22 protein-coding genes are annotated in these 26,113 nt (G+C 38.1%); 16 read left to right on the plus strand and 6 right to left on the minus strand.

All coding sequences use genetic code 11. The annotated features are described in order from the left end of the window. Nucleotides 1-118 precede the first annotated feature (118 nt). A complete protein-coding gene (locus RM541_RS15525) occupies nt 119-2,683 on the plus strand; it encodes a TonB-dependent receptor (RefSeq protein ID WP_311501050.1) in 2,565 nt (854 codons plus the stop codon). Between the two features lie 50 nt (nt 2,684-2,733). On the opposite strand, the gene RM541_RS15530 is transcribed toward RM541_RS15525, so the two are convergent. Further along, nucleotides 2,734-2,919 carry a hypothetical protein gene (locus RM541_RS15530; protein WP_311501051.1) on the minus strand — a complete coding sequence of 62 codons (186 nt, stop codon included), beginning with the start codon at nt 2,917-2,919 and terminating at the stop codon, nt 2,734-2,736. A 202-nt stretch (nt 2,920-3,121) separates the two neighbouring features. Between RM541_RS15530 and fumC the strand changes: the two genes are divergently transcribed. Then, nucleotides 3,122-4,519, plus strand: coding sequence for a class II fumarate hydratase (fumC, locus tag RM541_RS15535; RefSeq protein ID WP_311501052.1), 1,398 nt, complete (start codon nt 3,122-3,124; stop codon nt 4,517-4,519). A 183-nt stretch (nt 4,520-4,702) separates the two neighbouring features. On the opposite strand, the gene RM541_RS15540 is transcribed toward fumC, so the two are convergent. After that, complete coding sequence (locus tag RM541_RS15540; RefSeq protein ID WP_311501053.1) at nt 4,703-5,449, minus strand: LytR/AlgR family response regulator transcription factor; 747 nt, start codon at nt 5,447-5,449, stop codon at nt 4,703-4,705. A gap of 11 nt (nt 5,450-5,460) precedes the next feature. Further along, nucleotides 5,461-6,798, minus strand: a complete 1,338-nt coding sequence (locus RM541_RS15545) for a sensor histidine kinase (RefSeq protein ID WP_311501054.1) — start codon at nt 6,796-6,798, stop codon at nt 5,461-5,463. A 242-nt stretch (nt 6,799-7,040) separates the two neighbouring features. Here RM541_RS15545 and RM541_RS17540 point away from each other — a divergent pair, with 242 nt between their 5' ends. Together RM541_RS17540 and RM541_RS15555 are read left to right on the plus strand one after the other, a co-directional pair. Then, on the plus strand, nt 7,041-8,654 hold the full coding sequence (locus RM541_RS17540; RefSeq protein WP_432264684.1) for an energy transducer TonB: 1,614 nt from the start codon (nt 7,041-7,043) through the stop codon (nt 8,652-8,654). Between the two features lie 54 nt (nt 8,655-8,708). Beyond that, nucleotides 8,709-9,158, plus strand: a complete 450-nt coding sequence (locus RM541_RS15555; RefSeq protein WP_311501055.1) for a hypothetical protein — start codon at nt 8,709-8,711, stop codon at nt 9,156-9,158. Between the two features lie 176 nt (nt 9,159-9,334). On the opposite strand, the gene RM541_RS15560 is transcribed toward RM541_RS15555, so the two are convergent. Next, a complete protein-coding gene (locus RM541_RS15560; protein ID WP_311501056.1) occupies nt 9,335-12,526 on the minus strand; it encodes a cytochrome c biogenesis protein CcsA in 3,192 nt (1,063 codons plus the stop codon). A 126-nt stretch (nt 12,527-12,652) separates the two neighbouring features. On the opposite strand from RM541_RS15560, the gene RM541_RS15565 reads away from it, so the two are divergent. From RM541_RS15565 to RM541_RS15605, 9 genes are all read left to right on the plus strand, one after another. Continuing rightward, nucleotides 12,653-13,411: a Rossmann-like and DUF2520 domain-containing protein gene (locus RM541_RS15565; protein ID WP_311501057.1), complete on the plus strand. Its 759-nt coding sequence runs from the start codon at nt 12,653-12,655 to the stop codon at nt 13,409-13,411. Next, a complete protein-coding gene (locus RM541_RS15570) occupies nt 13,395-13,907 on the plus strand; it encodes a KdsC family phosphatase (protein WP_311501058.1) in 513 nt (170 codons plus the stop codon). The genes RM541_RS15565 and RM541_RS15570 overlap by 17 nt, the downstream gene beginning before the upstream one ends. Beyond that, nucleotides 13,904-14,230 carry a DMT family transporter gene (locus tag RM541_RS15575; RefSeq protein WP_311501095.1) on the plus strand — a complete coding sequence of 109 codons (327 nt, stop codon included), beginning with the start codon at nt 13,904-13,906 and terminating at the stop codon, nt 14,228-14,230. Before RM541_RS15570 ends, RM541_RS15575 begins: the two co-directional genes overlap by 4 nt. An 8-nt stretch (nt 14,231-14,238) precedes the next feature. Then, entirely contained in the window at nt 14,239-15,150 is a 912-nt protein-coding gene (locus tag RM541_RS15580; RefSeq protein WP_311501059.1) for a geranylgeranylglycerol-phosphate geranylgeranyltransferase, read from the plus strand. A gap of 3 nt (nt 15,151-15,153) precedes the next feature. Beyond that, nucleotides 15,154-15,741, plus strand: a complete 588-nt coding sequence (locus RM541_RS15585) for a Maf-like protein (RefSeq protein WP_311501060.1) — start codon at nt 15,154-15,156, stop codon at nt 15,739-15,741. A gap of 106 nt (nt 15,742-15,847) precedes the next feature. After that, the gene (locus RM541_RS15590; protein WP_311501061.1) at nt 15,848-16,387 is read left to right on the plus strand and encodes a mechanosensitive ion channel domain-containing protein; all 540 of its coding nucleotides are present in this window, start codon (nt 15,848-15,850) and stop codon (nt 16,385-16,387) included. Between the two features lie 80 nt (nt 16,388-16,467). Further along, nucleotides 16,468-18,960 carry a PIG-L family deacetylase gene (locus RM541_RS15595; RefSeq protein WP_311501062.1) on the plus strand — a complete coding sequence of 831 codons (2,493 nt, stop codon included), beginning with the start codon at nt 16,468-16,470 and terminating at the stop codon, nt 18,958-18,960. A 106-nt stretch (nt 18,961-19,066) separates the two neighbouring features. After that, nucleotides 19,067-20,755 carry a sodium:solute symporter gene (locus RM541_RS15600; RefSeq protein ID WP_311501063.1) on the plus strand — a complete coding sequence of 563 codons (1,689 nt, stop codon included), beginning with the start codon at nt 19,067-19,069 and terminating at the stop codon, nt 20,753-20,755. A gap of 2 nt (nt 20,756-20,757) precedes the next feature. Further along, nucleotides 20,758-21,732 (plus strand): Gfo/Idh/MocA family protein, encoded by a 975-nt coding sequence (locus tag RM541_RS15605; RefSeq protein ID WP_311501064.1) that lies wholly within the window; start codon nt 20,758-20,760, stop codon nt 21,730-21,732. 93 nt (nt 21,733-21,825) lie between these two features. Here RM541_RS15605 and RM541_RS15610 read toward each other — a convergent pair whose 3' ends face one another. Further along, a complete protein-coding gene (locus RM541_RS15610; RefSeq protein ID WP_311501065.1) occupies nt 21,826-22,671 on the minus strand; it encodes a DUF2911 domain-containing protein in 846 nt (281 codons plus the stop codon). Between the two features lie 162 nt (nt 22,672-22,833). Between RM541_RS15610 and RM541_RS15615 the strand changes: the two genes are divergently transcribed. Genes RM541_RS15615 through RM541_RS15625 form a run of 3 tightly spaced genes read left to right on the plus strand, consistent with a single transcriptional unit; the run spans nt 22,834 to nt 25,372 of the window. Beyond that, on the plus strand, nt 22,834-23,352 hold the full coding sequence (locus RM541_RS15615) for an SRPBCC family protein (RefSeq protein WP_311501066.1): 519 nt from the start codon (nt 22,834-22,836) through the stop codon (nt 23,350-23,352). 13 nt (nt 23,353-23,365) lie between these two features. Continuing rightward, entirely contained in the window at nt 23,366-24,064 is a 699-nt protein-coding gene (locus tag RM541_RS15620) for an SDR family NAD(P)-dependent oxidoreductase (protein WP_311501067.1), read from the plus strand. Then, complete coding sequence (locus tag RM541_RS15625; RefSeq protein ID WP_311501068.1) at nt 24,065-25,372, plus strand: cryptochrome/photolyase family protein; 1,308 nt, start codon at nt 24,065-24,067, stop codon at nt 25,370-25,372. Here RM541_RS15625 and kdsB read toward each other — a convergent pair. Further along, nucleotides 25,369-26,085: a 3-deoxy-manno-octulosonate cytidylyltransferase gene (gene kdsB / locus RM541_RS15630; RefSeq protein ID WP_311501096.1), complete on the minus strand. Its 717-nt coding sequence runs from the start codon at nt 26,083-26,085 to the stop codon at nt 25,369-25,371. The genes RM541_RS15625 and kdsB overlap by 4 nt on opposite strands. Nucleotides 26,086-26,113 lie beyond the last annotated feature (28 nt).

Raw genomic sequence — 26,113 nt, forward strand, 5'->3', positions numbered from 1 at the left:
CGTTTTTCAGTCTCCAATAGAAGTTTCTAACGTTTTTCTTTTATGGCTTTAACGAAATGTTAACCCTTTTAGATTAAACCTTCTTAAGTTTAAGTGGTCAAAGGATAAAATTTATCTAATGACCACCAAAATATTCTTACGATTCAGCTTACTGCTGACATTTCTTTTTACATTTCAGTTTCAAGCGCATTCTCAGGGAGGAGAAGGATACACCATTTCCGGTAAGGTTATCGATAATGACTTAAAAGTTCCTTTGGAATATGCAACAATATCTGTTATTAACTCTGGTGATCCACAGGATCTAACTGGGGGAATTACAGATATAGACGGAAACTTTTCCATAGATGTGCCTGAAGGTACTTATAATATAGTCGTAGAGTTCATTTCATACGAATCAAAGCGATTTAATAACCGCACTGTAAATTCAGACTTAGATTTGGGAACTATTCCACTGGGTGTGAGTTCTGCCAGTCTTGACGAGGTTGTTGTGAGGTCAGAAACTACACAAGTAGATGTAAGGCTGGACAAGAAAATTTATAATATTGGGAAAGACCTCACCACAGCCGGAGGAACAGTTAGCGACGCCCTTAATAACGTTCCATCTATTTCTGTAGATATTGAAGGAGGCATTAGCCTTCGTGGTAATGAGAATGTGAGAATTCTCATTAATGGGAAACCTTCAGCTATGGCTGGATTTGGCGGAACAGACGTTCTGGGACAACTTCCGGCAGAGGCTATTGAGCGTGTAGAGGTGATCACTTCTCCTTCTGCCCGCTATGATGCTGAAGGAACAGCAGGAATTATTAATATTATTCTTCGGAAGAAAGAAACTCTGGGTTTTAACGGGTCGCTGACCTTAAACTCAGGATATCCTGCAAATGCTGGTGTTTCTGCCAATCTTAATTACAGAACTGACAACTACAACCTGTTTACCACTACAGGTTACCGGTATTCAGAATCTCCTGGAAATGGTTTTTTTGACACAAGATATTTTACCAATCAACAGGATGTCTTCCTCGACAGCATTTCTTACAACAGAAATGTAGAAGACCGTGAAATGGACCGGATTAACCGTGGTTTTAATACCAATGTGGGGATGGAATATTATATAAATGATATGTCTTCCGTCACCGGTGCTATCTTCTACAGAACAGGTAATGACGACGATCTTAACACCAATATCAACGATTATTTTCTTGAAAATGATCCGCAGATTGGAACAGAAAGATATGAAAAGGAGACCGAAGATGAGGAGAGTTACCAATTGTCTCTGAATTATATCAATAAATTTAATAACGAAGGCCATGAATTGACTGCAGACTTTCAATATGAAAATGATCAGGAAACACAGGCGACTTTTATTCGGGAACCAGTAGTCTACAATAATACAGATACTGAGAATATTTTTATTCCCAGGGAGCGTACAAGTACTATAGAAGAGCAAAACGAATATTTGATCCAGGCAGATTATGTAAGACCAATAGGTGAAAACTCTCAATTTGAAGCTGGTTATCGCGGTAACTTTGAAAATGAAGTAACAGATTATGAGCTTTATCAGGAAAATGTAAACGGTGAGCTTTTGCTTAATGTGAACCAAACCAACATTTTCGATTATTCCGAGAATGTTCAGGCCCTCTATTCACAGTATGGGTCGAAATTTGGAGATTTTAGTTTTCTTCTGGGCTTGCGTCTTGAAAACACACAGTTAAAAGGAAATATAGATTCTGAATTATCTGAAGAAGAATTACAGGACATTTACTCTTTCGAAATTGATACCGATTTTGACAATAATTACCTGGGGCTCTTCCCTACCATAAATCTTATTTATGAATTGGGCGAGGAAGAAAATGTTACCCTGGGATATAATAGAAGAATAAACAGACCTCGTGGCTGGTATCTTAATCCCTTTCCTTCAAGAAATAGTAGAAACAACGTTTTCCAGGGTAATCCTAACCTGCAACCGGCATTCTCCAATGCCTTTGATTTAGGATATTTAAAAAGATGGGAGAAATTAACGCTTACATCTTCTGTTTACTATCAACGTGAAACAGATGCTTTTTCAAGGATTCAGGAGAATGTTAATATTACTGTAACCAATCCTGATTATGTTCCCGGTGACGATCCGGATTCAGAACAATACATTGAACAGCGCGTAATACGGAATATTCCTTTTAACCTGGCGACCAACGACCGTATGGGTGCTGAAATCGGAATTCTTTATAATCCCGCCGATTGGTTGCGTTTAAACGGAAGTTTTAATTACTTCAGGTTTAAGTTGGATGGAGAATTTAATGGCACAGATTACAGTCAGGAAAACACCAGCTACTTTGGTAGGTTTAGTTCTAAGGTTACTTTACCATTGGGCATTGACTGGCAAACGAATGCTTTCTATCGTGGTCCTTCAGATGAAGTTCAGGGAACACAGGAGGGAATTCTTTCCATTGATCTTGCAGTGAGTAAAGAAATATTAAATGAACAGGCTACCATTTCATTCAACGTAAGGGATTTACTAAACTCGAGAAAAAGAAGTTCATATACGCTCACAGAAAATTTTGAGCAGGATAGCCAATTCCAGTGGAGACAAAGACAATTTAATGTATCCTTCATCTACAGATTTAATCAGCAAAAAAGACAGCAGCAAAGGGAAAGCGAAGACAATGGGAATGATGAAGGAGAGTTCTAGAATCTAGAAAAAATGAGGATAAAAAAAGGGACAAAATTTTGTCCCTTTTTTTATGCATTTTTTACATCTGCTTCTTTAGCCTTTTTTCTGGCAGCCTGTTTTTCTTTAAGAAATTCTGTCAATGAACCTCCAATCCAGTAAGGAACAATTGCAACTAAAAATATCATTAGCCAAAAACCCATTGTAAGAATAATGAGGAAAGCTAAAAAACCAAGATACTGATCGAATTCGAACATAATTCTAAATTTTGAATCTTGTCAAAGATATAAACTCTCAATGGCTTATCACAAATAAAAATTAATTTTTTAAATCAATATATGTTTTTAAGGTCGATAATGTTAAAATTTATTGCCTCACCTGGTTAACCAAATTTAATCCTTTTTTAAGCGGAAAGAAGCAGTGAAAATGTAAATTTGTAAGGCAATAAATAACAACATTATGGATTATAGAATAGAAAAGGATACCATGGGGGAGGTAAAGGTCCCTTCAGATAAGTTATGGGGAGCTCAAACCGAACGTTCCAGAAATAATTTTAAAATTGGCCCTTCTGGCAGTATGCCTCTGGAAATAATCTACGGCTTTGCCTACCTTAAAAAAGCTGCAGCATATACCAATTGTGAACTTGGCGCCTTACCGGTAGAAAAAAGAGACTATATAGCACAAGTATGTGATGAAATCCTGGCAGGAAAACACGATGATCAATTCCCCCTGGTAATTTGGCAAACCGGAAGCGGCACCCAGAGTAACATGAATGTAAACGAGGTTATTGCAAACAGGGCACACCAGCTCGCCGGTAAAAGAATTGGCGAAGGTGAAAAAACTTTGCAACCAAACGACGAGGTGAATAAATCCCAGTCTTCAAATGACACTTTTCCTACAGGAATGCATATCGCCGCTTACCAAAAAATTTCCAAAACGACACTTCCGGGACTAAGAAAGCTTCGGGAAACCTTAAAGAAAAAGTCCGATGAATTTAAGGAAGTAGTAAAAATAGGGCGTACTCATTTTATGGACGCCACTCCCCTAACTCTTGGACAGGAATTTAGCGGCTATGTTGCTCAACTGGATTACGGCATTAAAGCTCTCGAAAATACGCTGCCACATTTAGCAGAACTCGCATTAGGTGGTACAGCAGTTGGAACAGGACTTAATACCCCAAAAGGATATTCTAAGCGAGTAGCGGAATTCATTGCTAAATTCACCGAACTTCCATTTACTTCTGCAGCAAACAAATTCGAAGCCCTGGCTGCTCATGATGCTCTTGTGGAAACACATGGCGCATTAAAACAGATCGCTGTTTCTTTGAATAAAATTGGTAATGACATTAGGATGCTGGCTTCCGGACCACGAAGCGGAATTGGGGAAATTAACATTCCGGCTAACGAACCGGGATCCTCTATTATGCCCGGAAAAGTTAATCCTACACAATGTGAGGCTCTAACCATGGTCTGTGCCCAGGTGATAGGAAACGATGTAAGCATGAGCGTTGGCGGTATGCAGGGACAGTTTGAACTAAATGTTTTTAAACCTGTAATGGCTGCTAACCTTCTGCAAAGTGCAGAACTTCTAGGCGACGCCTGCCAATCTTTTGAAGAACATTGCGCCAGAGGAATTGAAGCAAATACAAGCAGAATTCAGGAGCATTTGAATAATTCCCTAATGCTGGTTACAGCTTTAAACACCAAAATTGGATACTACAAAGCTGCTGAAATTGCAAATACTGCCCACAAAAACGGTACTACTTTAAAAGAAGAAGCCGTTAACCTTGGCCATTTAACAGCTGAAGAATTTGATGAATGGGTAAAACCAAAAGACATGGTTGGAAATCTGAAATAATATAATCTATAAACATAAAATTAGCCACGAAAGTGAAAGGCGTTCGTGGCTTTTTCCTTTTGAAGCATGCCTGAAAATGACACTTTTCGGTATTACCGGGGGATTAGTTGTCATATAGTATTGGAATAATAGATTATAATATCGATTGTACCTCTTTCAGCAAATAAGGTTTCCTGCCATCATTCATTGCTGAGTTAAAATTTTAATGAGCTCCTCTTTTTTTCTAACAGCAACATTTACTGTTGAACCATTTTCAAGTTCTACATATCCGCCTTTGCCTTTATAATAGCGGTAAACATATTTTAAATTTACGAGATAGGACTGATGAACTCTAAAAAAATTTCTTTTTTTAAGTAATTCTTCCACTTGCTTGAGAGTCTTAGTCATTGTTATTTTTTTTCCATCGCAAAGAAAAATATCAGTGTAATTGGAATGAGCTTCGCATTTAATAATATTGTCGATCTCAATAAGCAAGAGCCCATCTGCAGTAGGGACAGCAATTTTATGGAGATCTGGATTCATAATATTAATATTTGTTTTTAAAGCCTCCAGTTGCTGGGATAAATTGTGATATTTATTTAACTCGTTAGTTCTGGCTATAGCATTTTTTAATTGCTGCCGGTCTATCGGTTTTAATAAATAATCTATAGCGCTGTAGCGAAAAGCTTTAACAGCATAGTCGTTATAGGCTGTAGTAAAGATAATATGAAAGTAAAATTCGCTAAGCTTATCCAGGAGGTCAAAACTATTTTCTTCTTCAAGCTGAATATCAAGGAAGACAATGTCCGGCTGGTAGGTATGTATAGCATCATAAGCTTCAACTACCGTAGAAGCTGTTGCACAAATTTTAATATCTTCAAAATCTGCAAGAAGAATTTTTAAGACCTTTATACAGTGCTTTTCATCATCAACTAAAATGGCTCTTTTCATAGAGAAAATTTTTAGATCATTTTCAAAGGAAGTTTAAGGTCGATCAACGTTCCTTTCTTCTTGTCTGTAATTTTTAAACTACATGGTCCTGATTTATGATTGGAATTATTAAGGATTTGGAGACGGTTTTCTGTAAGTCGTAAACCCATGGAATTATGGGTTCTAACCTGATGTTCAGAATTTTTTCTTCCCATCCCATTATCGTCTATAATGATGTGTAGAGCTTCCTTTTTTTTAGATATTTTTAATTTCAGTAAACCCTTTTCATTTTTAGCAAATCCGTGCCAGATACTATTTTCCACTAAAGGTTGTATAAGCATAGGCGGAATGAGCGTTTTTTCCTGATTAATATTATCACTAACAATAATTGAATAGCTAAAGCGCTCAGGCATCCGCAGCATTTCAACTTCAATATAAAGTTTAAGTATTCTAATTTCTTCTGCTAAAGGAATATATTTTTTCTCGGAATTTTCCAATATTGAACGTGTGAGGTTGGCAAAAGTCACCAGGTAATCATCTGCAGTTTCAATATCCTTTTCAGCTATGTAATAGCGAATTGCATTAAGGGAATTAAATATAAAGTGCGGGTTCATCTGAGCGCGAAGCGCCTTCAATTCCATATCTGCTACGCGAGCTTCGGACTCTGCAATTTTGCCGTATTCCTGAGCATCCCGTTGTTTCTTGTATTGATGGTAACCAAAAGTAGCGCAAAGAATTAGGAATAATAAACTACCTACCGCGATATAGAGAACTTTATTTTGGAAAGTTAATTCGCCATTTGCTTTACGTTCTGGATTTTCCATTTTAAATTCCATTTTTTTGCGAACAGTTTCAGCTCTCTTTTCATTTTTTATTAATAAATACTGAAATACAATATGTTCTTTATAGGGCTGTAAAGAGGGTAGATCTCCAATTTTCTCATAGATTTTGCTAAGTACGTGCAAAGCCATATTTTTTTCTTGTATTGAATTAATAATTATAGCCATGGTCAATGCCTCTCTTACTTGTCGTAGTGTCACTTCAGGCTCTTTATGGTAAATATTATGATATTTAAGTATATGCTGTTGGTAATAATTATTAGGAGTTTCCCAAAGTACAGCTTTAACAATAAGAGCATCATTATTTAATAAATTTCCCATTTCCAGGGCTTCCCTGGAGTAGTTCAAACCATCTTCAGGATTTGGATAAGAGGAAATTTTACTGGCCTGTATAAGTAATTTGAATTTACTTTCAGTTTTCAGGTGTTTATTTTTCAAAAGGGAATTAATAGGAACAAGAGGTGATTTTTGAACATTAATCTCCCCGGAATATGATCCTAGAATTAGTAGTATAATTAATGCTCTTATCATAAATACCGGGATTACAAGCGTATGCAAAAACAATTAAATTTTCACGCTTAATCCATTCTAGATCACGAAAATTCAGTTAAGGTAAACGCTTACATATTTATAAGGGGGCACCAGGTTATTTATAACTAACTTAGTGATTTCTAAGGGGATAATTAAATATACAAAACTTTTCATCATAACTACACCTTAAAAAATATTTTGCCAGTATACTTAAATACAAACTATTAGGATAATTATTAACCATGAAAAGATTGATCCTGTTATTATTATTAATAGCTGTTTCAGAGACAGCGTGGGCATTTGTAAATGAGTTGGATCCCTTTAGCTTTATGATGAGGGACTCAATCTTACTCTCGGGTGAACAAGCTAAAGAACTTCAGGGTCTAAACAAAAATTTAGGATTTAATGAGAGTATACCAGATTTTTCAGCTAATGGTCTCAATTTCGAAATTGAACTAACAGACATCTTTATGGGAAATTTTGAAGATGTTCCATTTAAAAGAGATGAATTGTTTTTTAATTTTTTATTTAACGCTTATGTCACAGAATATGCTAAAAACTGTGACAGTAGCCTTCCGCCCAACAAAATTGAATTAACTAAACGTGAATGTAGTTCTGAGGAAATTGTAAAAAACGGATACGGAATAACTATAAGAAGAAATTGTGTTAGCTGGAGAACCGTAGGGACAGGTTATTTTGCTGCTCCCAAAATGTATACTGCCCTGCAGACTTTAGAGCAATTTCTCTTAGGCAACGTTTTATCTATGGCACAAAATGCCGATGTGATAGGTGCTTCAGTCAAAATGACGGGAGAAATGAAATCTCTGCACATGGATATGGCAGCCCTTGTAAGGATGAATGGTTGTGATAGCCCGGGTCTCAAAAGGTTTCAGGAAAACCTCAGATTATTTGCTCATGACCTGCAACCTATGCGCATAGAAAGCATGATTGCCAAAAGAAAAGAAGAGAAAACTGAAGTTGCCATAAACCAGGATGTAAAGCTATTGGTGGAAGATCTTGTTTATGAAAATTCCCGGCAATGGAATTTTAATACTTTTCATAAAGGAAGTGTTGACCAGGTGCAAATTGTGACCTATGACAGTAAGGGACGTCCCGGTAAACTCACAGCCGAATATTTATTTACAGGCTTTAGTGGGAAAAAGAAAGGTTCAGTCACTGTAACATTTAACAGCAATGGGTTTCCATATTGTCTCTACTTTTTTGATTTCCCCAGCACTTGCAGGCCGGCAAGCAGAAAAATAGTAAATACCTATGCTAAAAATGGTTATATGACTAAGGCTATGCCCAAATTGGTACCAGCTAAAGCTAAAAGCCAGCAATTTACTACAACAGCAAACAATCAAGAAGTACCTATGGACGTGCCTTTTGCTGTAATTGAAAATGTACCCATATTTCCCGGTTGCGACAATGAAATAAATAATGCAGCTAAAAAGAAATGTACATCTCAAAAGATTAGTGAATTCATGAATCAGAATTTCAACACAAGATTAGGAAACGATCTGGAGCTAAGTGGTATAAACAGGGTTTTCGTTCAATTTAGAATAGACCATAACGGAAACATTGCTGATATTAAGTCGCGTGCTCCACATCCTGCATTGGGAGCGGAAGCAGAACGTGTGGTTAAACTGCTCCCAAAGATGATTCCTGGTAAGCAGAGAGGTCGACCGGTTGGTGTACTCTATTCTTTGCCCATAGTTTTTCAGGTTATTAAGAATGAGTCAAAAAAGGAAATTAAGACAACTTCACTAAAAAGAGAAATAAAAAATACTGAAGCCAAGAAAAGTGTTAGCAGTACAAAATTGAAAGAGCTATTTCATTTGAATAGAGACAAATGAGTAAAGACTCAAAATTAAATAAAGCCAAAAAATATTAACTAAAAATCTCTAATTATGAAATCGAGTTTAAAAATTTTTACCTGCTTTATCAGCTTTGGAATATTCTTGAGTACGACAGAAACCGGGGCCCAGAATCAAGAACGGATAACGCCCCCCGGCAAGCCTAGTAAAGTTAAAAGTATCGATGACTTTTCAAATCATTGTTTTGAAATTTACAATACTGTATTTGTTTATGACAGTCTGGTACAAACTGGTGTAGAAATTCCTGCAGAAATAGAAGATGAAATAGCAGCAGATATTGAAGCACGAATCGATAGTCTATCTGATATTGTTCCCGATATGATAGGCGAAGTGGATGGTGCCCCACTTATGCGAAAATTACGAGCTGCAGGCAGTTTAAATAAATCAAGAAAGGCAATTACTTACATGCTCCAGTTTACTAAAAAGTATACATTGGGCAATGGGGAAGCTGAAGGAGAAAATATAAGTTCTACTGAAAATTGACCATTTCTCAAGCCAGTTGGAACATATAATTTAAGCTCTCATCTAACCCAACCCTATTTTGTATTTATAAATATCGCTTCCATTTCACTTCAATTTTGAGGATAATCAGAATGTTTCAAATCCGATTACCCTCAAATTAAATATTACCCCTTCCGGAGTGTCAGTGTAGTAGAGTTCTACATTCTGTCCTCTTCCTTTTTTGCCGGGGATTTCTTCGCGTAGTACTTCTGATACTTCCAGTAAGAAACTGCTCCCAAAACGGAGACCGCCGCAATCGTGTAATAGATAAAAGTTGGTGTAATTACCTTATCCCCACTGGCATAGGAATGCAACCCGCTAAGGTAAAAGTTAACGCCGAAATAAGTCATCATTATGCTTGAAAAAGCGACTATTGCCATCAAATTAAAGAACCACCTGCCTCTAAGTCCTGGTACCATTCGCATATGAATTACAAAAGCGTAAACCATAATACTAATCAGCGCCCAGGTTTCTTTTGGATCCCAGCCCCAGTAGCGACCCCAGCTCTCATTAGCCCATTGTCCACCTAAGAAGTTTCCTATTGTTAACATTACAAGACCTACGGTCAAAGCCAGTTCAGTTATAATAGTAATTTCCCTGATGTTCAGTTCCATTCTCTTTTTGTTTTCAGAAGTAGTAAGAATCATTAAAAGCAATGAAACCACACCCAGAATCATTCCCAGCGTGAAAGGGCCATAGCTCCCTACAATTACCGAAACGTGAATCATCAACCAATAAGAATTAAGCACCGGTTGCAGGTTTGCAATAGAAGGATCCATCCAATTCCAATGTGCGATCATGAGGATCATAGAAGTAACAAACGCCGTAGATGCAATGGTAAGGTTACTTTTTCTTCCGAATGCAAGACCAAAAAACATTGTTGCCCAGGCAACATAGATCATCGATTCGTAGGCATCACTCCAGGGCGCATGTCCGGATATATACCACCTTGCAGCCAGGCCAAGGGTATGAAGAGCAAATAAGATTATAACAACAACAACGCTGCCCTTTATAAGACCACGCATAAATTTATTGTCTTTAAGTATTTGGGCAATAACAAAAACGAGCATTAGTAAACCCGCAACCATATACATCCAGAACAGATTTCTGAAAATATCGTATTTATTATAGGTGATCTCAGCCTCAACTTTATCTTCTGAAGGCATAACTTCAGAACCAAATTTTTTCTGAAAACTTTTAATGCTACCAAGGAACTGGTCCGCTCTCTCGTAATTTCCGGTTTCCCTCGCATCCTGCAGCGCATTCATGTATAGCGGCAAAATCTGCTTTGCATAAACGGAATCCATGCCTTTAAAAGCTGCTTCTTCCACTTCAGGATAGGAGACCCACTTATTATTCTCGTGATTTGGAACCGGAAATATTTTAAGTACTTCTCCCTGCAAAGCCTGATAAAGCAGATTTACTTTTTTATCTGTTTCTATATAATCCTTCTGAAATTTATTCGGAACTGCCGCCTGGTAAGCTCCTTCCAAATATGACGATAACTTGTAATTCCCGCTGCTGTCAAAAAAGTCTGTAAGGGCAAGGTATTTTTTCCCTTCTTCCACATCCAGGATATTATGAAGGCTGTCATTTTTCTTTTCCACAAAAATAAGCGGCACATTATACCAAACCATTGGGTTCTCTGTCATGGAAACCAAAACCTGATCTGAACTTAATCCATTATAACTATCCTTCTTACTGAGTTTTCTTAACAATTCCGAAGAATAGGTATTGGCCGGTTTCATACGTCCACCTGCATCCTGAATCACCAGTCGTCCAAATTCAGCAGCATGGTCTTCTTTTACTGCATTTTCAACAATTAGAGAATCTATTTGCCTGCGCGTATTTTCAATATGTTCATGATCTGTCTGCGTTTCTTGTGCGAATCCGCTAAAACTGGTCGCAAAAAGTAAAATAGCTATAGTAGTGAGCTTCTCTTTCTTCAGTTTTATCTTATCGAGTCTTTGTTTAAGTTGTCCAAAACGGGAGCCTTTATCAAACAAGATCCACATTAAGCCAAGATAGAGAAGAAAATAACCAATATAAGTGATCCAGGTTCCCCAGTAATCGTGATTTACAGACAGAACTGTCCCTTTTTCATCGGGATCAAAACTGGACTGGAAAAAGCGATAACCTTCGTAATCAAGGATATGGTTCATATAAATTTGATAATCAAAATTTTCTTCTTCCTCATCGACTACTTCAACATTACTTTGAAAAGAAGAATAGCTATTTTCTGTTCCGGGATATTTTTCAGCAATAAAATCATCCAGTTTAAGAGCAAAAGGAAGTTCTTTTTCTATAGAGCCGTAATTAAGGAAAATTTCGAGTCCGGCAAGATCAATTTTTTCAGGCTCGGTGGGAATTCCTTTTCCGCCAAGGAGCGTTACCGTGTGTGATTCGCCCTGAGAACTCACTTTTAAAGTAACCCCGTCTGGCTGATCCCTCGTTTTCTCTGCTGTTGGTACAATGTCATATTCTCCCCTTACCACAGGCTCGGGAATTACAAATTGCATCGTTCCTATATTATAAAGCGAACGCAGCATGAGATTTTGTGTAGAATCTGCTACCAAGGTTCCCCTCGCCTGGTCTGCCATTCTCATGTAGTCCCCTTCGAATGGAGAATCTATAGTGTACGAGCCATCTTCATTTAACTGAATATTTATAGCTCCTCCCGTAGGATTATTCAGCGTAAAGAGCGTATTGTGGATGTTGCTCACCTGCCCTTCCTGAAGGTAATGATCGTGTCTTTGCCCACCACCAGATTCTACAATTTTCAGGTATCGCTCTCCATCTTCTGTTGGTACCAGTGTTTCTTCAGCACCATGAATAAAATTAGTGACTTCAAAAGTTACAGGTTGCCCGTTGTAATCTGTATTTAATTCATAATCATTCTCTGTTTCAGGGGCTAATAATACCTCTTCCTGAAGTATCCTTCTGCGTGGTTCACCGTCTATTTCACCATCAAGAAAAAATGTAAAATAGGTTTCCTGGGTGAGAAATTTATTGGTCGTCTCCCCCTCACGTATAGGCATTATCCCTTCGTAACTTATATAACGTGTAACAAAGGCTCCAATAAGGATGAGAATAAAGGAAAGGTGCAAAACCAATGTTGACCATTTTTCCTTTTTTAGAAGCTGATATCTCTTAATATTGCCGATAAAATTAATCACGAAGAAGACCATTATCCCCTCAAACCACCATGCATTGTAAATAAGAACCCTCGCGGTTTCAATACTGTACCAGTTCTCAATAAAAGTTCCCAACGCCATGGAAATGGCAAAAACAATAAATAAAACTGCCATTATACGGGTAGAAAAAATGACAGAAGCTATCTTATTCTGCATAAAAAGTTGTACTTTAAATCGGGTGCAAATTTAAGAAATTTTAACGGTTTTGTAAGACTTCCAACCTTCAATCTCCTTCCATAAATGTTAATTTTACAACCGTAATTTTTTTGGTAATTTAGCCGAATGATTCAAGTGGTAATTTTAGGCGCCGGAAATGTAGCCACACATCTCTACAAGGCCTTTCAAAAATCTGAAAATATTGAAGTGATTCAGGTTTACAATCATAAGCCTGAAAGATTAATTAGTTTCTCTGAAACCTCTACCACTACTGCTATTTCAGAATTAAAAGAAGCTCATATTTATATTTTTGCCTTAAAAGATGATGCTATTCTTGAAATGGCAAATATCGTACCTGACTTTGGTGCGCTATATTTGCATACATCAGGCGGAATAGGAATGGATGCGCTTTCAAAATTCAGGAATCACGGGGTTTTTTATCCTTTGCAAACATTTTCAGCGAAAAAATCTGTAGATTTTACTCAAATCCCAATGTGCTTGGAAGCGAATTCAGATAATAATCTTCAGAAGACGAAAGAACTGGCTGCCGGCATTTCAAAAAAACTTTTTGAGACCGATTCTGGACAAAGAAAGGCCTTACACGCTTCCGCAGTATTTGTTTGTAATTTTACCAACCACCTTTACACCATTGGGGCCGATATTTGCCAAAAACATGACCTCTCTTTTGAACTTCTGAAACCATTAATAAAAGAAACCGCTGCAAAAATTGAAGAATTATCTCCTGCAGAGGCTCAAACAGGACCGGCAATTCGCAATGACCGCGGAACAATTGAAGGTCATCTTGAGTTGCTTACCGAAAACCAGAAAAATATTTACGAACTGCTAACAGCATCGATTTATAACTTACATGGAAAAAAATTATAAAGAATACCTAAACCAGATTACTACTTTTGTTTTTGATGTGGACGGTGTCCTTACAGATGGCTCTGTACAGGTAAGCACTGCCGGGGAATTGTTACGCACAATGAACATTAAAGATGGTTACGCCCTGAAACTGGCAAAAAATGCAGGTTATACGGTGTGTATTATTTCCGGCGGAAAAAATGAAGGGGTCAGGATGCGTCTTAGGGATCTGGGAATAAATGATATTTACCTGGGAATTTCTGACAAAGTGGAGCAAATGGATGAATTCTTCGACATTTATGACATTAATCCCGATGAAGTTCTCTACATGGGAGATGATATTCCCGATTATTACCCCATGAAGCTTGTAGGACTGCCATGCTGCCCGCAGGACGCTGTAGCCGAAGTTAAAGAAATATCTAAATATGTTTCCCATAAAAAAGGCGGAAAAGGTTGCGTTCGCGATGTTATTGAACAAGTCCTGAAAGTCCAGGGCAAATGGATGGAAAGGGAATGAACTGGCTTCTATTGATTATCGCCGGACTCTTTGAAGTGGGATTTGCTTTTTGTTTAGGAAAAGCAAAATTCAGCACCGGCAGTACCAGCACTTTCTGGTTAGCAGGATTCCTGTTTTGCCTTACAACAAGTATGCTGCTGCTTTACAAAGCCACCCAGACATTACCCATTGGAACTGCTTATGCCGTATGGACAGGAATCGGGGCCGCCGGCACCGCTTTACTCGGAATATTAATTTTTAAAGAACCGGCTCATTTCTGGAGAATATTTTTCCTCAGCACACTAATTATGTCCATTATCGGGCTGAAATTTGTTTCCAACTAGGTGTATTTATGTATAAATATTTAAAGCTAATCCGTTATAAAAACCTGCTTTTTATAGCTTTTACACAATTCTTAATCAAATATGGCCTTTTTGAAGCTTTTGGAGCAGACATCACTCTGAGTCTTTTTGGCTGCTCCCTCCTTGCCCTGGCCACTGTTTCCCTTGCAGCCGGCGGTTACATAATTAATGATGTTTATGATGTAGAGACCGACAAAATCAACAGAGGAGAGGATACAATTATCGGCCCTCATATCTCCGAGACAACCGGCACTACACTATTTATAATTCTTAATGTAATTGGCGTGGGTATTGGATTTTATCTGTCAAATATCGTTGGATGGCCGGCTTTTTCCGCCTTGTGGATTTTTGCTTCCGCAATTTTGTATTTCTACGCGACTTATCTTAAACAAATGACAGTAGTTGGAAATATTATTGTTAGCTGCACCATTGCAGGAGTGGTGGTTATTGTGGGGCTATATGATCTTTTACCTGCTATAAACAATCAAAATCAGCCAACACAGGCCTTGCTTTTCTCAATCCTGCTGGACTACGCCCTCTTTGCTTTTTTAATTAACCTGTTAAGGGAAATGGTAAAAGATCAGGAGGATATAAAAGGAGATTATAATGCCGGGATGAAGACCTTACCTATACAACTGGGCACTGCCCGCACCAATAAAGTAATTTTAGGGGTAGCATTAATTCCGGTGGCCGCAATTGTTTACTATCTCTACAACTACCTTTTTGAGAACACCTACGCTACGATTTATGTACTACTTTTTATCCTTGCTCCGCTTCTTTACGTAATGGTAAAAATACCTGAAGCAAAAAAAAAGAAGCAGTTTACTCAATTAAGCATTATTCTGAAATTGATCCTTTTCTTTGGATTGATTTCGCTGGGCCTACACAAATTCATACTTTAGATTATGCTGAAAAATTATTTAAAGAACAAAGAAATTATTCTTGCTTCGGGCTCTCCGAGAAGGCAAAAATTTTTTAAGGAAATGGAAATTCCGTTTACTGTAGACGTGCGACCGGTAAAGGAAGTATTCCCAGATCATTTGGAAAATGAAGAGATAACAGATTTTCTTGCGGAACTTAAAGCCGAAGCTTTTGGCGATTTAGAACCAAATCAAATCCTTATCACCAGCGATACGATTGTATCTAATGAAGGTGTGGCTATGGGAAAACCTGCAGATGCTGAAGAAGCCGTTGCCATGTTAACTTCCCTTTCTGGAAAAGAGCACCAGGTAATCACTTCAGTATGTTTTACAACGGCTCAAAAACAGGAAACATTAAATTGTATCACAAAGGTTCAATTCAAAACATTAACTCCCGAGGAAATAGAGTATTACGTACGCCAATATAAACCTTTTGATAAAGCAGGTGGTTATGCTATCCAGGAATGGATAGGGCTTATTGGGATCACTAATATTGAGGGAAGTTACGTAAACGTGGTTGGATTACCCACGCATCTTGTTTACCAAAAATTAAAGGAATTTGGAAATTCTTAGCATTTCAACGAAATCCTGAAATAGCATAATCATGATAATTGCTTTTTCTTTTTAACCAGAATTTAAATGCACAAGAATTATATTTGCAGAAAATCAGCGTTCATTAATGGATAGATTAATAAGCTTAATTCCAATAGAAGTTTTTTACAGCGGAGCAATATTTTTGGCGCTGCTAATTCTTCAATTTTTTCTTAAACAAGCTGCTAAAAGGGTCGGCGAACGTGCTGAAATTAATATCACACGAACCAGGTTAATGTTTAAATACATTAATATCCTCATCTTTATACTCGCTGTTTTTCTTTTGTCAATTGCCTGGGGCGTCGGCTGGGCAGAATTTTCGCTAATATTTTCTTCCGTTTTCGCAATACTGGGTGTTGCCCTTTTTGCAATATGGTCCATCCTGAGCAATATTACCTCTGGAGTAATTATGTTTTTTTCTTTTCCGTATAAAATTGGGGACAAAATAAAGATCCATGACAAAGACTTACCTATTGAAGCTATTATTGAGGATATAAAGGCTTTCCATTTACACCTCAGAACTTTAGATGGAGAATTAATTACCTATCCAAATAACCTCATCCTTCAGAAAGCTGTGTCACTGGTAGAAAAAAACGCCCGACTTGATGAAGGTAAAGATGCGCTGTAAAAGTTAAACCTGGAGAAACGCGGTAGAAGAGTCTTCAAAGTGTTATATTTGATGCTACTACCTTTAAAAAACATGTGGGAATGCGTAAAGTTTTATCTCTCCTGGTACTATTCTTTCTATATTCAACTCTTCAGGCACAGGCACCAACAAAACTTAGTGCTTCCGAAATTTACCATCAGATTGAAAAGCTTAATTTTCTAGGTTCTGTTTTATACGTGGCTGCGCATCCTGACGATGAAAACACCCGTCTGATTTCTTATTTTTCTAATGAAAAGAACGCCAGGACGGCTTACCTTTCCCTTACAAGGGGCGATGGCGGTCAAAATTTAATTGGGCCACAAATTAGGGAAGAACTGGGTGTTATCAGAACTCAGGAATTACTTGCCGCCAGAAGGATTGATGGGGGACAACAATTTTTCACCCGTGCAAATGATTTTGGTTATTCAAAAACCGCCGATGAGACCCTGGAAGTCTGGAACAGAGATGAAGTACTTAGCGATGTTGTTTGGATTATCCGCAAATTTAAGCCAGATGTTATCATTAATCGCTTTGATCACCGCACTCCCGGCAGTACTCATGGCCACCATACCTCTTCAGCAATTTTAAGCGTAGAAGCTTTTGAACTTGCTAATAATAAAAGTGCTTTTCCCGATCAATTAGAATTTACTGAAACTCATCAACCAGAAAAGTTGTTTTTTAATACTTCTCCCTGGTTCTACGGAAGCGAGGAAGCTTTTGAAGAAGCCAATAAACAGAATTTTTTACAGTTTGACACCGGCGTATATTTTCCACTGAAGGGACTTTCCAATCCGGAAATTGCAGCTTTAAGCCGCAGTCAGCATCGTTCGCAGGGATTCGGAAGCACCGGTAGCCGTGGTACTCAGGAAGAATACCTGGAACTGATTAAAGGCACAATGTCTGAAGGAAAAGAAGATATCTTCGAAGGTATTAATACTTCCTGGAGCCGCATAGAAGGCGGTGCTGAAATTGGTAAAATTCTAAGTGAAGTTGAAGAAAATTTTGATTTCACCAATCCTGCAGCCAGTCTTCCCAAATTGGTAGCTGCCTACCAGCTTGTCAAAGAACTGGACAACGAATATTGGAGAGAAATAAAATCTAAAGAAATAAAAAATATTATAGCTGCTTCTGCAGGGCTTTATCTTGAAGCTGTTGCAGAAAATGCCACGGCAACACCTTCAGAAGAAGTTAATGTGCGGTTTGAAGCTATTAACAGAAGTGATTATGCCATTGATCTTCGAAAAGTAGAAATATCACCAAACAATTCTTCTATTGAACCCGATGTTACCCTAAAAAACAACACAGGCTGGAGTGAAGAATTAATCTTACATATTCCCAAAAGCAGTGAAGTCACTTCACCCTATTGGCTAAATGAAGAAGGAACTACAGGAATGTACAAGGTCGGAAACAGGGAATTAATAGGTCTTCCTGAAACTCCAGCGCACACCAAAGCCGTGTTTTATCTGGATTTTAACGGAGTCGAGATTCCTTTCCAAAAAGAAGTGGTTTATAAATACAACGATAACGTTTTTGGAGAAACCTATCGCTCTTTTGAAATTGTTCCGCCGGTTTCTGTTGCTTTTGATGAAAATGTAATGATTTTTGATAGTGATCAAAAAAGGCAAATATCGGCCAGGATAACATCAGGTAAAGACAGTGTTCAGGGAACATTAGTACTTGATTCCGGAGAAAACTGGAAGATAAAACCAGAGTCGAGGAACTTCAGCATTCCTCAAAAGGGTGGTTCTGTTACTTTAAACTTCAGTATTACTCCTCCTGCAGACCAAAGTGAGACTTATATTATTCCGAAGGCGAAAGTCAAAAATGAGGTTTATTCAGTAAAAAATGTTCATATAGAATACCAACATATCCCTTACCAAACTTTAGTTTTACCTTCAGAATTAAAATTAGCAAAGCTGGATATTAATAAAAAAGGACAGCAAATTGGCTATATTGAAGGAGCCGGAGATGTGGTGCCTGAAAGCCTGGAGCAAATTGGTTATAAAGTGACCCGCATCTCCCCTGTCGATATTTCTGAAGCTTCTTTAAAAAGGTTTGATGCTGTTGTTATTGGAATAAGGGCATACAACGTGGTTGAAGAGCTAAAATACAAGCAGCCAATACTTCTTAATTATGTAAAAAATGGTGGTAATTTAATTGTGCAGTACAACACAAATAGAGATTTGAAGAGTGATAATCTCGCCCCATACAACCTTGAACTTTCCAGGGACAGGGTTACCGATGAAAATGCCGAAGTAAGATTTCTCGCTGCCGATCATCCCCTACTTAATTCGCCAAACAAAATTACCAAAGCAGATTTTGAGAACTGGGTACAGGAACGCGGACTTTATTTTCCTAACAAATGGGCTCCGGAATTTACTCCTGTACTTTCTATGAACGACAAAGAAGAATTGCCCAGAGATGGAAGTTTACTGGTCGCAAAGTATGGTGAAGGTTATTATATTTACACAGGAATTAGCTTTTTTAGACAATTTCCTGCCGGTGTTCCCGGTGCATACAAGCTTTTTGCAAATATGATTTCAATAGGTAAGTAATGGAAAAGCCTGAAAAATATACCTGGAAGAAAAGCTACACGGTGGTTTTGGTGGCAAACGTGATCTATATTCTTCTTTTTTACTTCATAATGAATTATTTCGGTCAATGGAATTAATAGACTGGTTTGTCCTCATAATTACTATCACTTCTATTGTTTGGTACGGCGTTTATAAATCCCGTGGAAGTAAAAATGTGCAGGATTACATAAGAGGTGGTAACGATGCGCAGTGGTGGACAATTGGGCTTTCGGTTATGGCTACACAGGCAAGTGCCATTACCTTTCTCTCCACTCCAGGCCAGGCTTTCCATGACGGGATGGGTTTTGTTCAGTTTTATTTTGGCCTTCCCATTGCCATGGTAATTATTTGTATGGTATTTATCCCTATTTACCACAAATTAAAAGTTTATACGGCTTATGAATATCTCGAATCCCGCTTCGACAGAAAGACGAGGACTCTCACAGCCATCCTTTTTCTTATTCAGCGGGGACTCGCCGCCGGACTTACCATTTACGCACCGGCCATTATACTTTCGGCTGTTCTGGGCTGGAATTTAAACGGATTAATATTACTTATAGGAGCTCTGGTTACTGTTTATACCGTTTCGGGGGGAACTAAAGCTGTAAACGTTACTCATAAACAGCAAATGGCGGTGATCCTAACCGGGATGATTTCTACTTTTTTTATTATTCTTTCGTATCTACCTGAAAATATAGATTTTAACTCTGCCATAGAAATTGCGGGATCGAGCGGAAAAATGGAAATCCTGGATTTTTCTTTTGATCTGGAAAATCGATATACCTTTTGGAGCGGATTGATTGGCGGATCTTTTTTAGCACTTTCGTATTTTGGGACAGATCAAAGCCAGGTACAGCGCTATTTAACAGGCCGATCTGTGAGGGAAAGTCAGATGGGAATGATCTTTAACGGACTGTTGAAAGTGCCGCTGCAATTCTTCATTTTACTGGTGGGCGTGATGGTTTTTGTCTTTTATCAGTTTAATGAAACTCCGTTAAACTTTAATCCGGCAGCTACACAAACTGTTTTGGAATCTGATTATTCTAATCAGTATGAAGACCTGATGATGGAACATCAGGAAATTCAGGAAAAAAAGCAGCAACTGACCTTTAGTTACTCAGAGGCTGTTGAGCAGACTTCCGAAGAAAAACAGCAGTTTCATCAGCAACTAAGGAAATTTAATACAGAAGAACAGCAACTAAGGGAAAAGGCGAAAGTTTTTATTGATGCTTCAGATAAAGATGCCGAAAGCAACGATAAAGATTACATTTTCATACATTTTATCCTGAACAATTTACCCAGAGGCCTTGTGGGACTCCTCCTGGCGGTGATCTTAAGTGCAGCCATGTCTTCCACAGCTTCAGAACTTAACGCCCTGGCCTCTACCACCGCAATAGATATTTATAAGAGAGGCGTTAAAAAAGATAAAGAAGACGGACATTTTGTAAAAGCTTCCAAATGGTTCACGTTGATGTGGGGAGTAATTGCTGTAAGCTTTGCCTCTGTTGCAGACCTTTATGATAATCTAATCCAGCTTGTAAATATTATTGGATCAATTTTCTACGGAAATGTGCTGGGCGTTTTTCTACTTGCATTTTTTGTAAAAAAGGTAAAAAGCAATGCCACTTTTATAGCGGCTATTTTTACCCAAATTATAATCATAGGTATTTTTATGCTGGACATAATTCCATATTTATGGCTGAATCTATTAGGATGTGCTATAGTTATGCTTTTGGCATTTATTATTGAAGGATTTATTAAAACTGAAGAAAATTAAAAATGGAGGAAAAAACCGTGAAATGGGCAATTTTAGGCCCCGGAAAAATCGCTAAGAAATTTGCTACAGGTTTAAAAGATGTTAAAGGAGCAGAACTCTATGCCGTTGCGAGCCGTTCCAAAGAAAGAGCAGATGCCTTTGCTGAAGAATTTAATGCTACAAAAGCATACTCCAGTTACGAGGAAATGCTAAAAGACGAACAGGTAGATGTAGTATATATTGCAACACCTCATGTTTTCCATTTCGACAATACGCTCCTTTGCCTTGAACATAAAAAGGCCGTTTTGTGTGAAAAACCATTTGCAATGGATACGGAACAGGTAAAAGAAATGATAGCAATGGCCAGAGAGAAAAAGGTCTTTTTAATGGAAGCATTGTGGACGCAGTTTCTGCCACATTTTCAATATGTAATGGATCTGGTGAAAAAAGAAAGATATGGAAAACTGAAGAAAATTGAAGCAAATTTTGGTTTTCACTCTCCTTTTAATAAAGAACACCGGCTTTACAACAAAAGTCTTGGCGGCGGAAGCCTTCTTGATATTGGCATTTATCCAATATTCACTGCTCTAAGCGCACTGGGAATTCCGGAAAGAATCTCGGCAAAAGCTAAAATGACCACTACCGGGGTTGATGAAGAATGTGAAATGATTTTTAGCTACAAAGATGGTGTTGAAGCTGAGCTACACAGTACCGTGGGTAGAGAAACCGGCACCACAGCCACTTTCTTCTGCGAAAAGGCTGAAATAAAGATAAATTCCAGGTTCCACGAGCCCACAAGCGTCACCATTTCTACAGAGGAAGGGGAAGAAACTAAGGATTTTAATGTCACAGCAAACGGCTATAACTTTGAAGCAGCACATGTTCAGGAAATGCTGAAGCAGGGAAGAATAGAAAGCGACCAAATGACTTTTGAAAAAAGCCTTCAACTTATTGGACTTCTTGATGAAGTGAGGAAGAAAATTAGCCTGGTCTATTAAATGGCAATTATCGTGTTATGATCCTGTAAAGCGCATCTAATAAAAAAGGCCATTCTTTTAAGAAATGGCCTTTCTTTTTTATAAAAGCAACTTTTACATTGCTCCCCACTCTTTCAGGGAATCTTTATTCATTTTTGCATAGTCGGCATTTCCGGCTTTTTCAGCAGCGGCTAACGATTTCTTTGCTGACTCAATAGCAGCATCTTTTTTACCCATATCGGCCTCAATAAGAGATTTTCTTCTTAAAACCCAAAAAGCAGGATCTTGTCCTTCAGTAGCCTTTTGTATCCAATCATAAGCTTTGTCCAGATCTTTATTCTGGTCGTGGTAATAAGTTGCAGCAGCAAAGTAATCATTAGGACCAGGTTCACCGCTCATTACTTCATCTATACTCGCAGTTGCTTTTTCATCTGTAGGAACTTCAAACTGAAGCATGGCAACCGTATCATCCCAGATAAAATTCAGTGTAGCAGAATCGTTCTGAAGTTCATCAATTATAATGGTAAAAGTTTCCATTTTAATAGGCATATTCTGAGCTTCAACAGTAGTTTTGAGTGCTACCTGGTTTTCATCCCATTCCTGAGGAAGTCCCCAGTTCTCAGTATTCTTGTAAAACATAACATCCCATTCGTTCTGTTTTGGGATAGTGTAAATTGCATAAGTACCGGCAGGAAGGGCTTTAGCATCAATTACAACATCATCACTAAAGGTAATTGTTGTGTTATTGTTCGCACCGGTACGCCATACTTTGCCATAAGGAACAAGATCTCCAAAAACATCACGTCCACGAACGCCGGGGCGGGAATACTCTAGTGTAACATCAGTAAGGCCAACCTTTTGTTCAATTCTTGCTGAAGGACTCGGCTGCGGGGTCTGAATTTGTGCTCTGCCACTTAAGCTAATAGCAGAAACGACCATTAATAATAAGATTTTTTTCATAATTGTTTAGTTTGTAAAGTAGTCTTCCAAAGATAAGCAGAAGAAGCTCTGAATTTTTAAAATATTATCAAAGAATCTTAAGAACTGAAACTTTTTAATTTGTTTAACTTTAATTAATAAACTTTGAACACAATAAGCTTTATTTTTGGTTAAAATTCAGCAATGAAAATTTACACCTTAAAAAGTAAACAGCGGTTACCCATTCCTTTAGATAAAGCCTGGGAATTCTTATCAGACCCTGCCAATTTAAAAGTAATCACTCCAGATTACATGAGCTTCGACATTTTATCGGGTGCGGACCGTCCCATGTTCGAAGGTCAGATAATACAGTATATAGTAACACCCATTGCCGGAATAAAAACAAAATGGGTTACAGAGATCACTCATGTTAGGGATAAAGAATATTTTGTGGACGAGCAACGATTTGGCCCCTATGCACTATGGCACCACAAACATTTTTTAAAAGAAATTGAAGGTGGTGTGGAGATGGAAGATATTGTAGATTACAAACTCCCGATGGGCTTCCTTGGCAGCATGGCACATCCTTTCCTGGTGCAGCCAAAACTGAAAGAAATTTTTGACTACCGTCATAAAAAGCTTATTGAATTATTTGGAGAGTTTGAGGATTCTACCAAACCTAAGACAAAAATTAGTGAGAAAGAGCAGCCTTCTTCAAAATAAAAAATAACGAACTATGAAAAAAGAAATCCTACTTATAGGCGGTTCTACAGGAATCGGTTATAAAATTGCCGAAAAGCTTAGCCAGGAGCACAATGTAACGGTGGCCTCAAGAAATCCCGGTAAACTGGAGGAACTGGACATTACTCATCTGGAATTTGATGTTACTAAAGACAATATTGAAGACCTGGAATTACCTGAAAAGATGGACGGACTTGTATACTGTCCCGGAAGTATTAATCTGAAACCTTTCAAAATGCACAGGTTAGAAGATTTTAAAAAGGAGATGGATTTAAATTTTTTCGGGTTAGTGAAAACAGTACAGGGAGTTATGCCTAAATTGCAGAATGCTGAAAATGCCAGCCTTATTTTCTTTAGTACTGTGGCCGTAAAAGTCGGAATGCCTTTTCATACCAGCGTGGCGGCCGCAAAAGGAGCTATTGAGGGTTTTGCGCGATCCCTCGCTGCAGAATATGCGCCGGGGTTACGTGTAAATGTTGTTGCCCCTTCGCTTACAGATACCGGACTTGCGGAAAAATTGCTGAACAATGATAAAAAGAAGGAAAAGATGAATGAACGCCACCCTTTAAAACGCGTTGGAGAAGCTTCAGATATTGCAAATCTCGCTACCTTTCTCCTTAGCGACGAAAGCAGCTGGATTACCGGACAGGTAATGGGCGTAGATGGTGGACTTTCAACCTTAAATCTTTCCTGAATGAGTGAAAAAATAAACGTTTTCTGGTTCCGAAGAGATTTACGCCTTGACGATAATGTTGGTTTTTTAGAAGCTTTAAAAGATGATCATCCGGTTCTTCCAATTTTTATATTTGATACTGAAATTTTAGATAGCCTTCCAGAGGACGACGCCAGGGTAACATTTATTTACAAAACCCTCCAGCAAATGCGAAAGGTTTTGAAGGAGGAATATAGCAGTTCAATGGCTATGTATTATGGAAAACCTTCTGAGATTTTTAAAAAATTGGTTAAAGAGTTTTCAATAGTAAAGGTCTTTACCAATCATGATTATGAGCCTTACGCAAAAGAACGGGATAAAGAAATAGGTAATTTCCTGGAAGAGAAAAATATTGAGTTCGAAACTTTTAAAGATCAGGTGATTTTTGAGAAAGATGAAATCACGAAGCAGGATGGCGGCCCTTATGTGGTTTATACTCCTTATATGAAAAGCTGGAGGGAAAAGTTCAAAAATCTGGATTTTAAGATTCATTATACAAATAATTATCTTGACAATCTTATTCAGAATACAAAATTGCCAAATCTGGAACTCAGCAATATTGGTTTCAAGGAATCTTCATTGGAATTTCCAGATTATGATGTTACCCCCACGCTTATACAGGAGTATGAGGATACGCGCGACATACCGGCAGAACATGGCACATCGAGATTAGGACCACATCTCAGGTTTGGAACGGTGAGTATTCGCAAAATGGTAAAAAAAGCTAACGCTGAAAAAAATAAGACATTTCTTCAGGAATTAATCTGGCGGGAATTCTTTATGCAGGTTCTGGATTATAATCCACAAACAGTAACTGAATCTTTTAAACCTAAATATGATCGCATCAACTGGCGAAATAATAAAGAGGAATTTAAGTTGTGGAAAGAAGGAAAAACCGGATATCCACTTGTTGATGCCGGAATGCGTGAACTGAATGCAGTCGGATTTATGCACAACCGGGTAAGAATGCTGGTGGGCAGTTTTTTATGTAAGCATTTATTAATCGACTGGCGCTGGGGAGAAGCTTATTTCGCTGAAAAATTGTTGGATTACGAAATGTCTTCCAACGTGGGGAACTGGCAATGGGTAGCCGGCAGCGGAGTTGACGCAGCGCCATATTTCAGAATTTTTAATCCTACTACCCAGGTCGAAAAATTCGATAAGGAACGAAAGTACATCAAAAAGTATGTACCGGAATTTGGTACTGATGATTATCCCGAGCCAATGGTAGACCATAAAGAAGCCCGGGAAAGAGCATTAAGAACTTACAAACAGGCTGTAAGTAACTAATCCTGCATTAGTTTCCTTGCTTTTTCAAGATCTTCAGGAGTATCGATCCCGATCGTACTCATATTGGTTTCCACCATTTTAATCTTTTTTCCGTATTCCAGGAACCGGATAGCTTCAATTTTTTCTGTGGCTTCCAGCGGCAACATTGGTAAATTATGGAAATCGATTAATGCCTGCTTTCTAAAGGCGTAAATCCCAATATGCCTAAAGTACGTCATTGGCGCATCATTATCTCGAGGGTAAGGAATAGGGAATCTGGAAAAGTAGAGGGCCAGGTTATTTTTATCTGTAACTACTTTTACATTATTGGCATTAGTGATCTCGTCACTTACACTCATCGCAGTTTTTAATGAAGCAAGATCAATTTCTTCTTTCTCATCTTCCCTGAAGACCACCAAAAGTTTAGCAAGGCTTTCCCTGTCTATAAAAGGTTCATCTCCCTGAACATTAACAACAATATCAACATCCATATCCTCAACAGCTTCAGCAAGGCGGTCACTCCCGCATTCATGCTCTTTTCTGCTCATTATCACCTTTCCGCCAAAATCAGATATTTCAGAAGCAATTTTATCACTATCGGTCACCACATAAACTTCCTGAAAGAGGTTTGTTTCTTTGGCTGCTTCGTATGTTCTTCTAATAACCGATTTTCCGTTAAGATCCTGAAGTAATTTTCCCGGAAATCTTGCTGCATCGTATCTTGCAGGGATCATTGCTATTATTCTGAGTTGTTTATCCAAT

It is taken from the genome of Autumnicola psychrophila, from assembly GCF_031846645.1.
Classification (GTDB): domain Bacteria; phylum Bacteroidota; class Bacteroidia; order Flavobacteriales; family Flavobacteriaceae; genus Autumnicola; species Autumnicola psychrophila.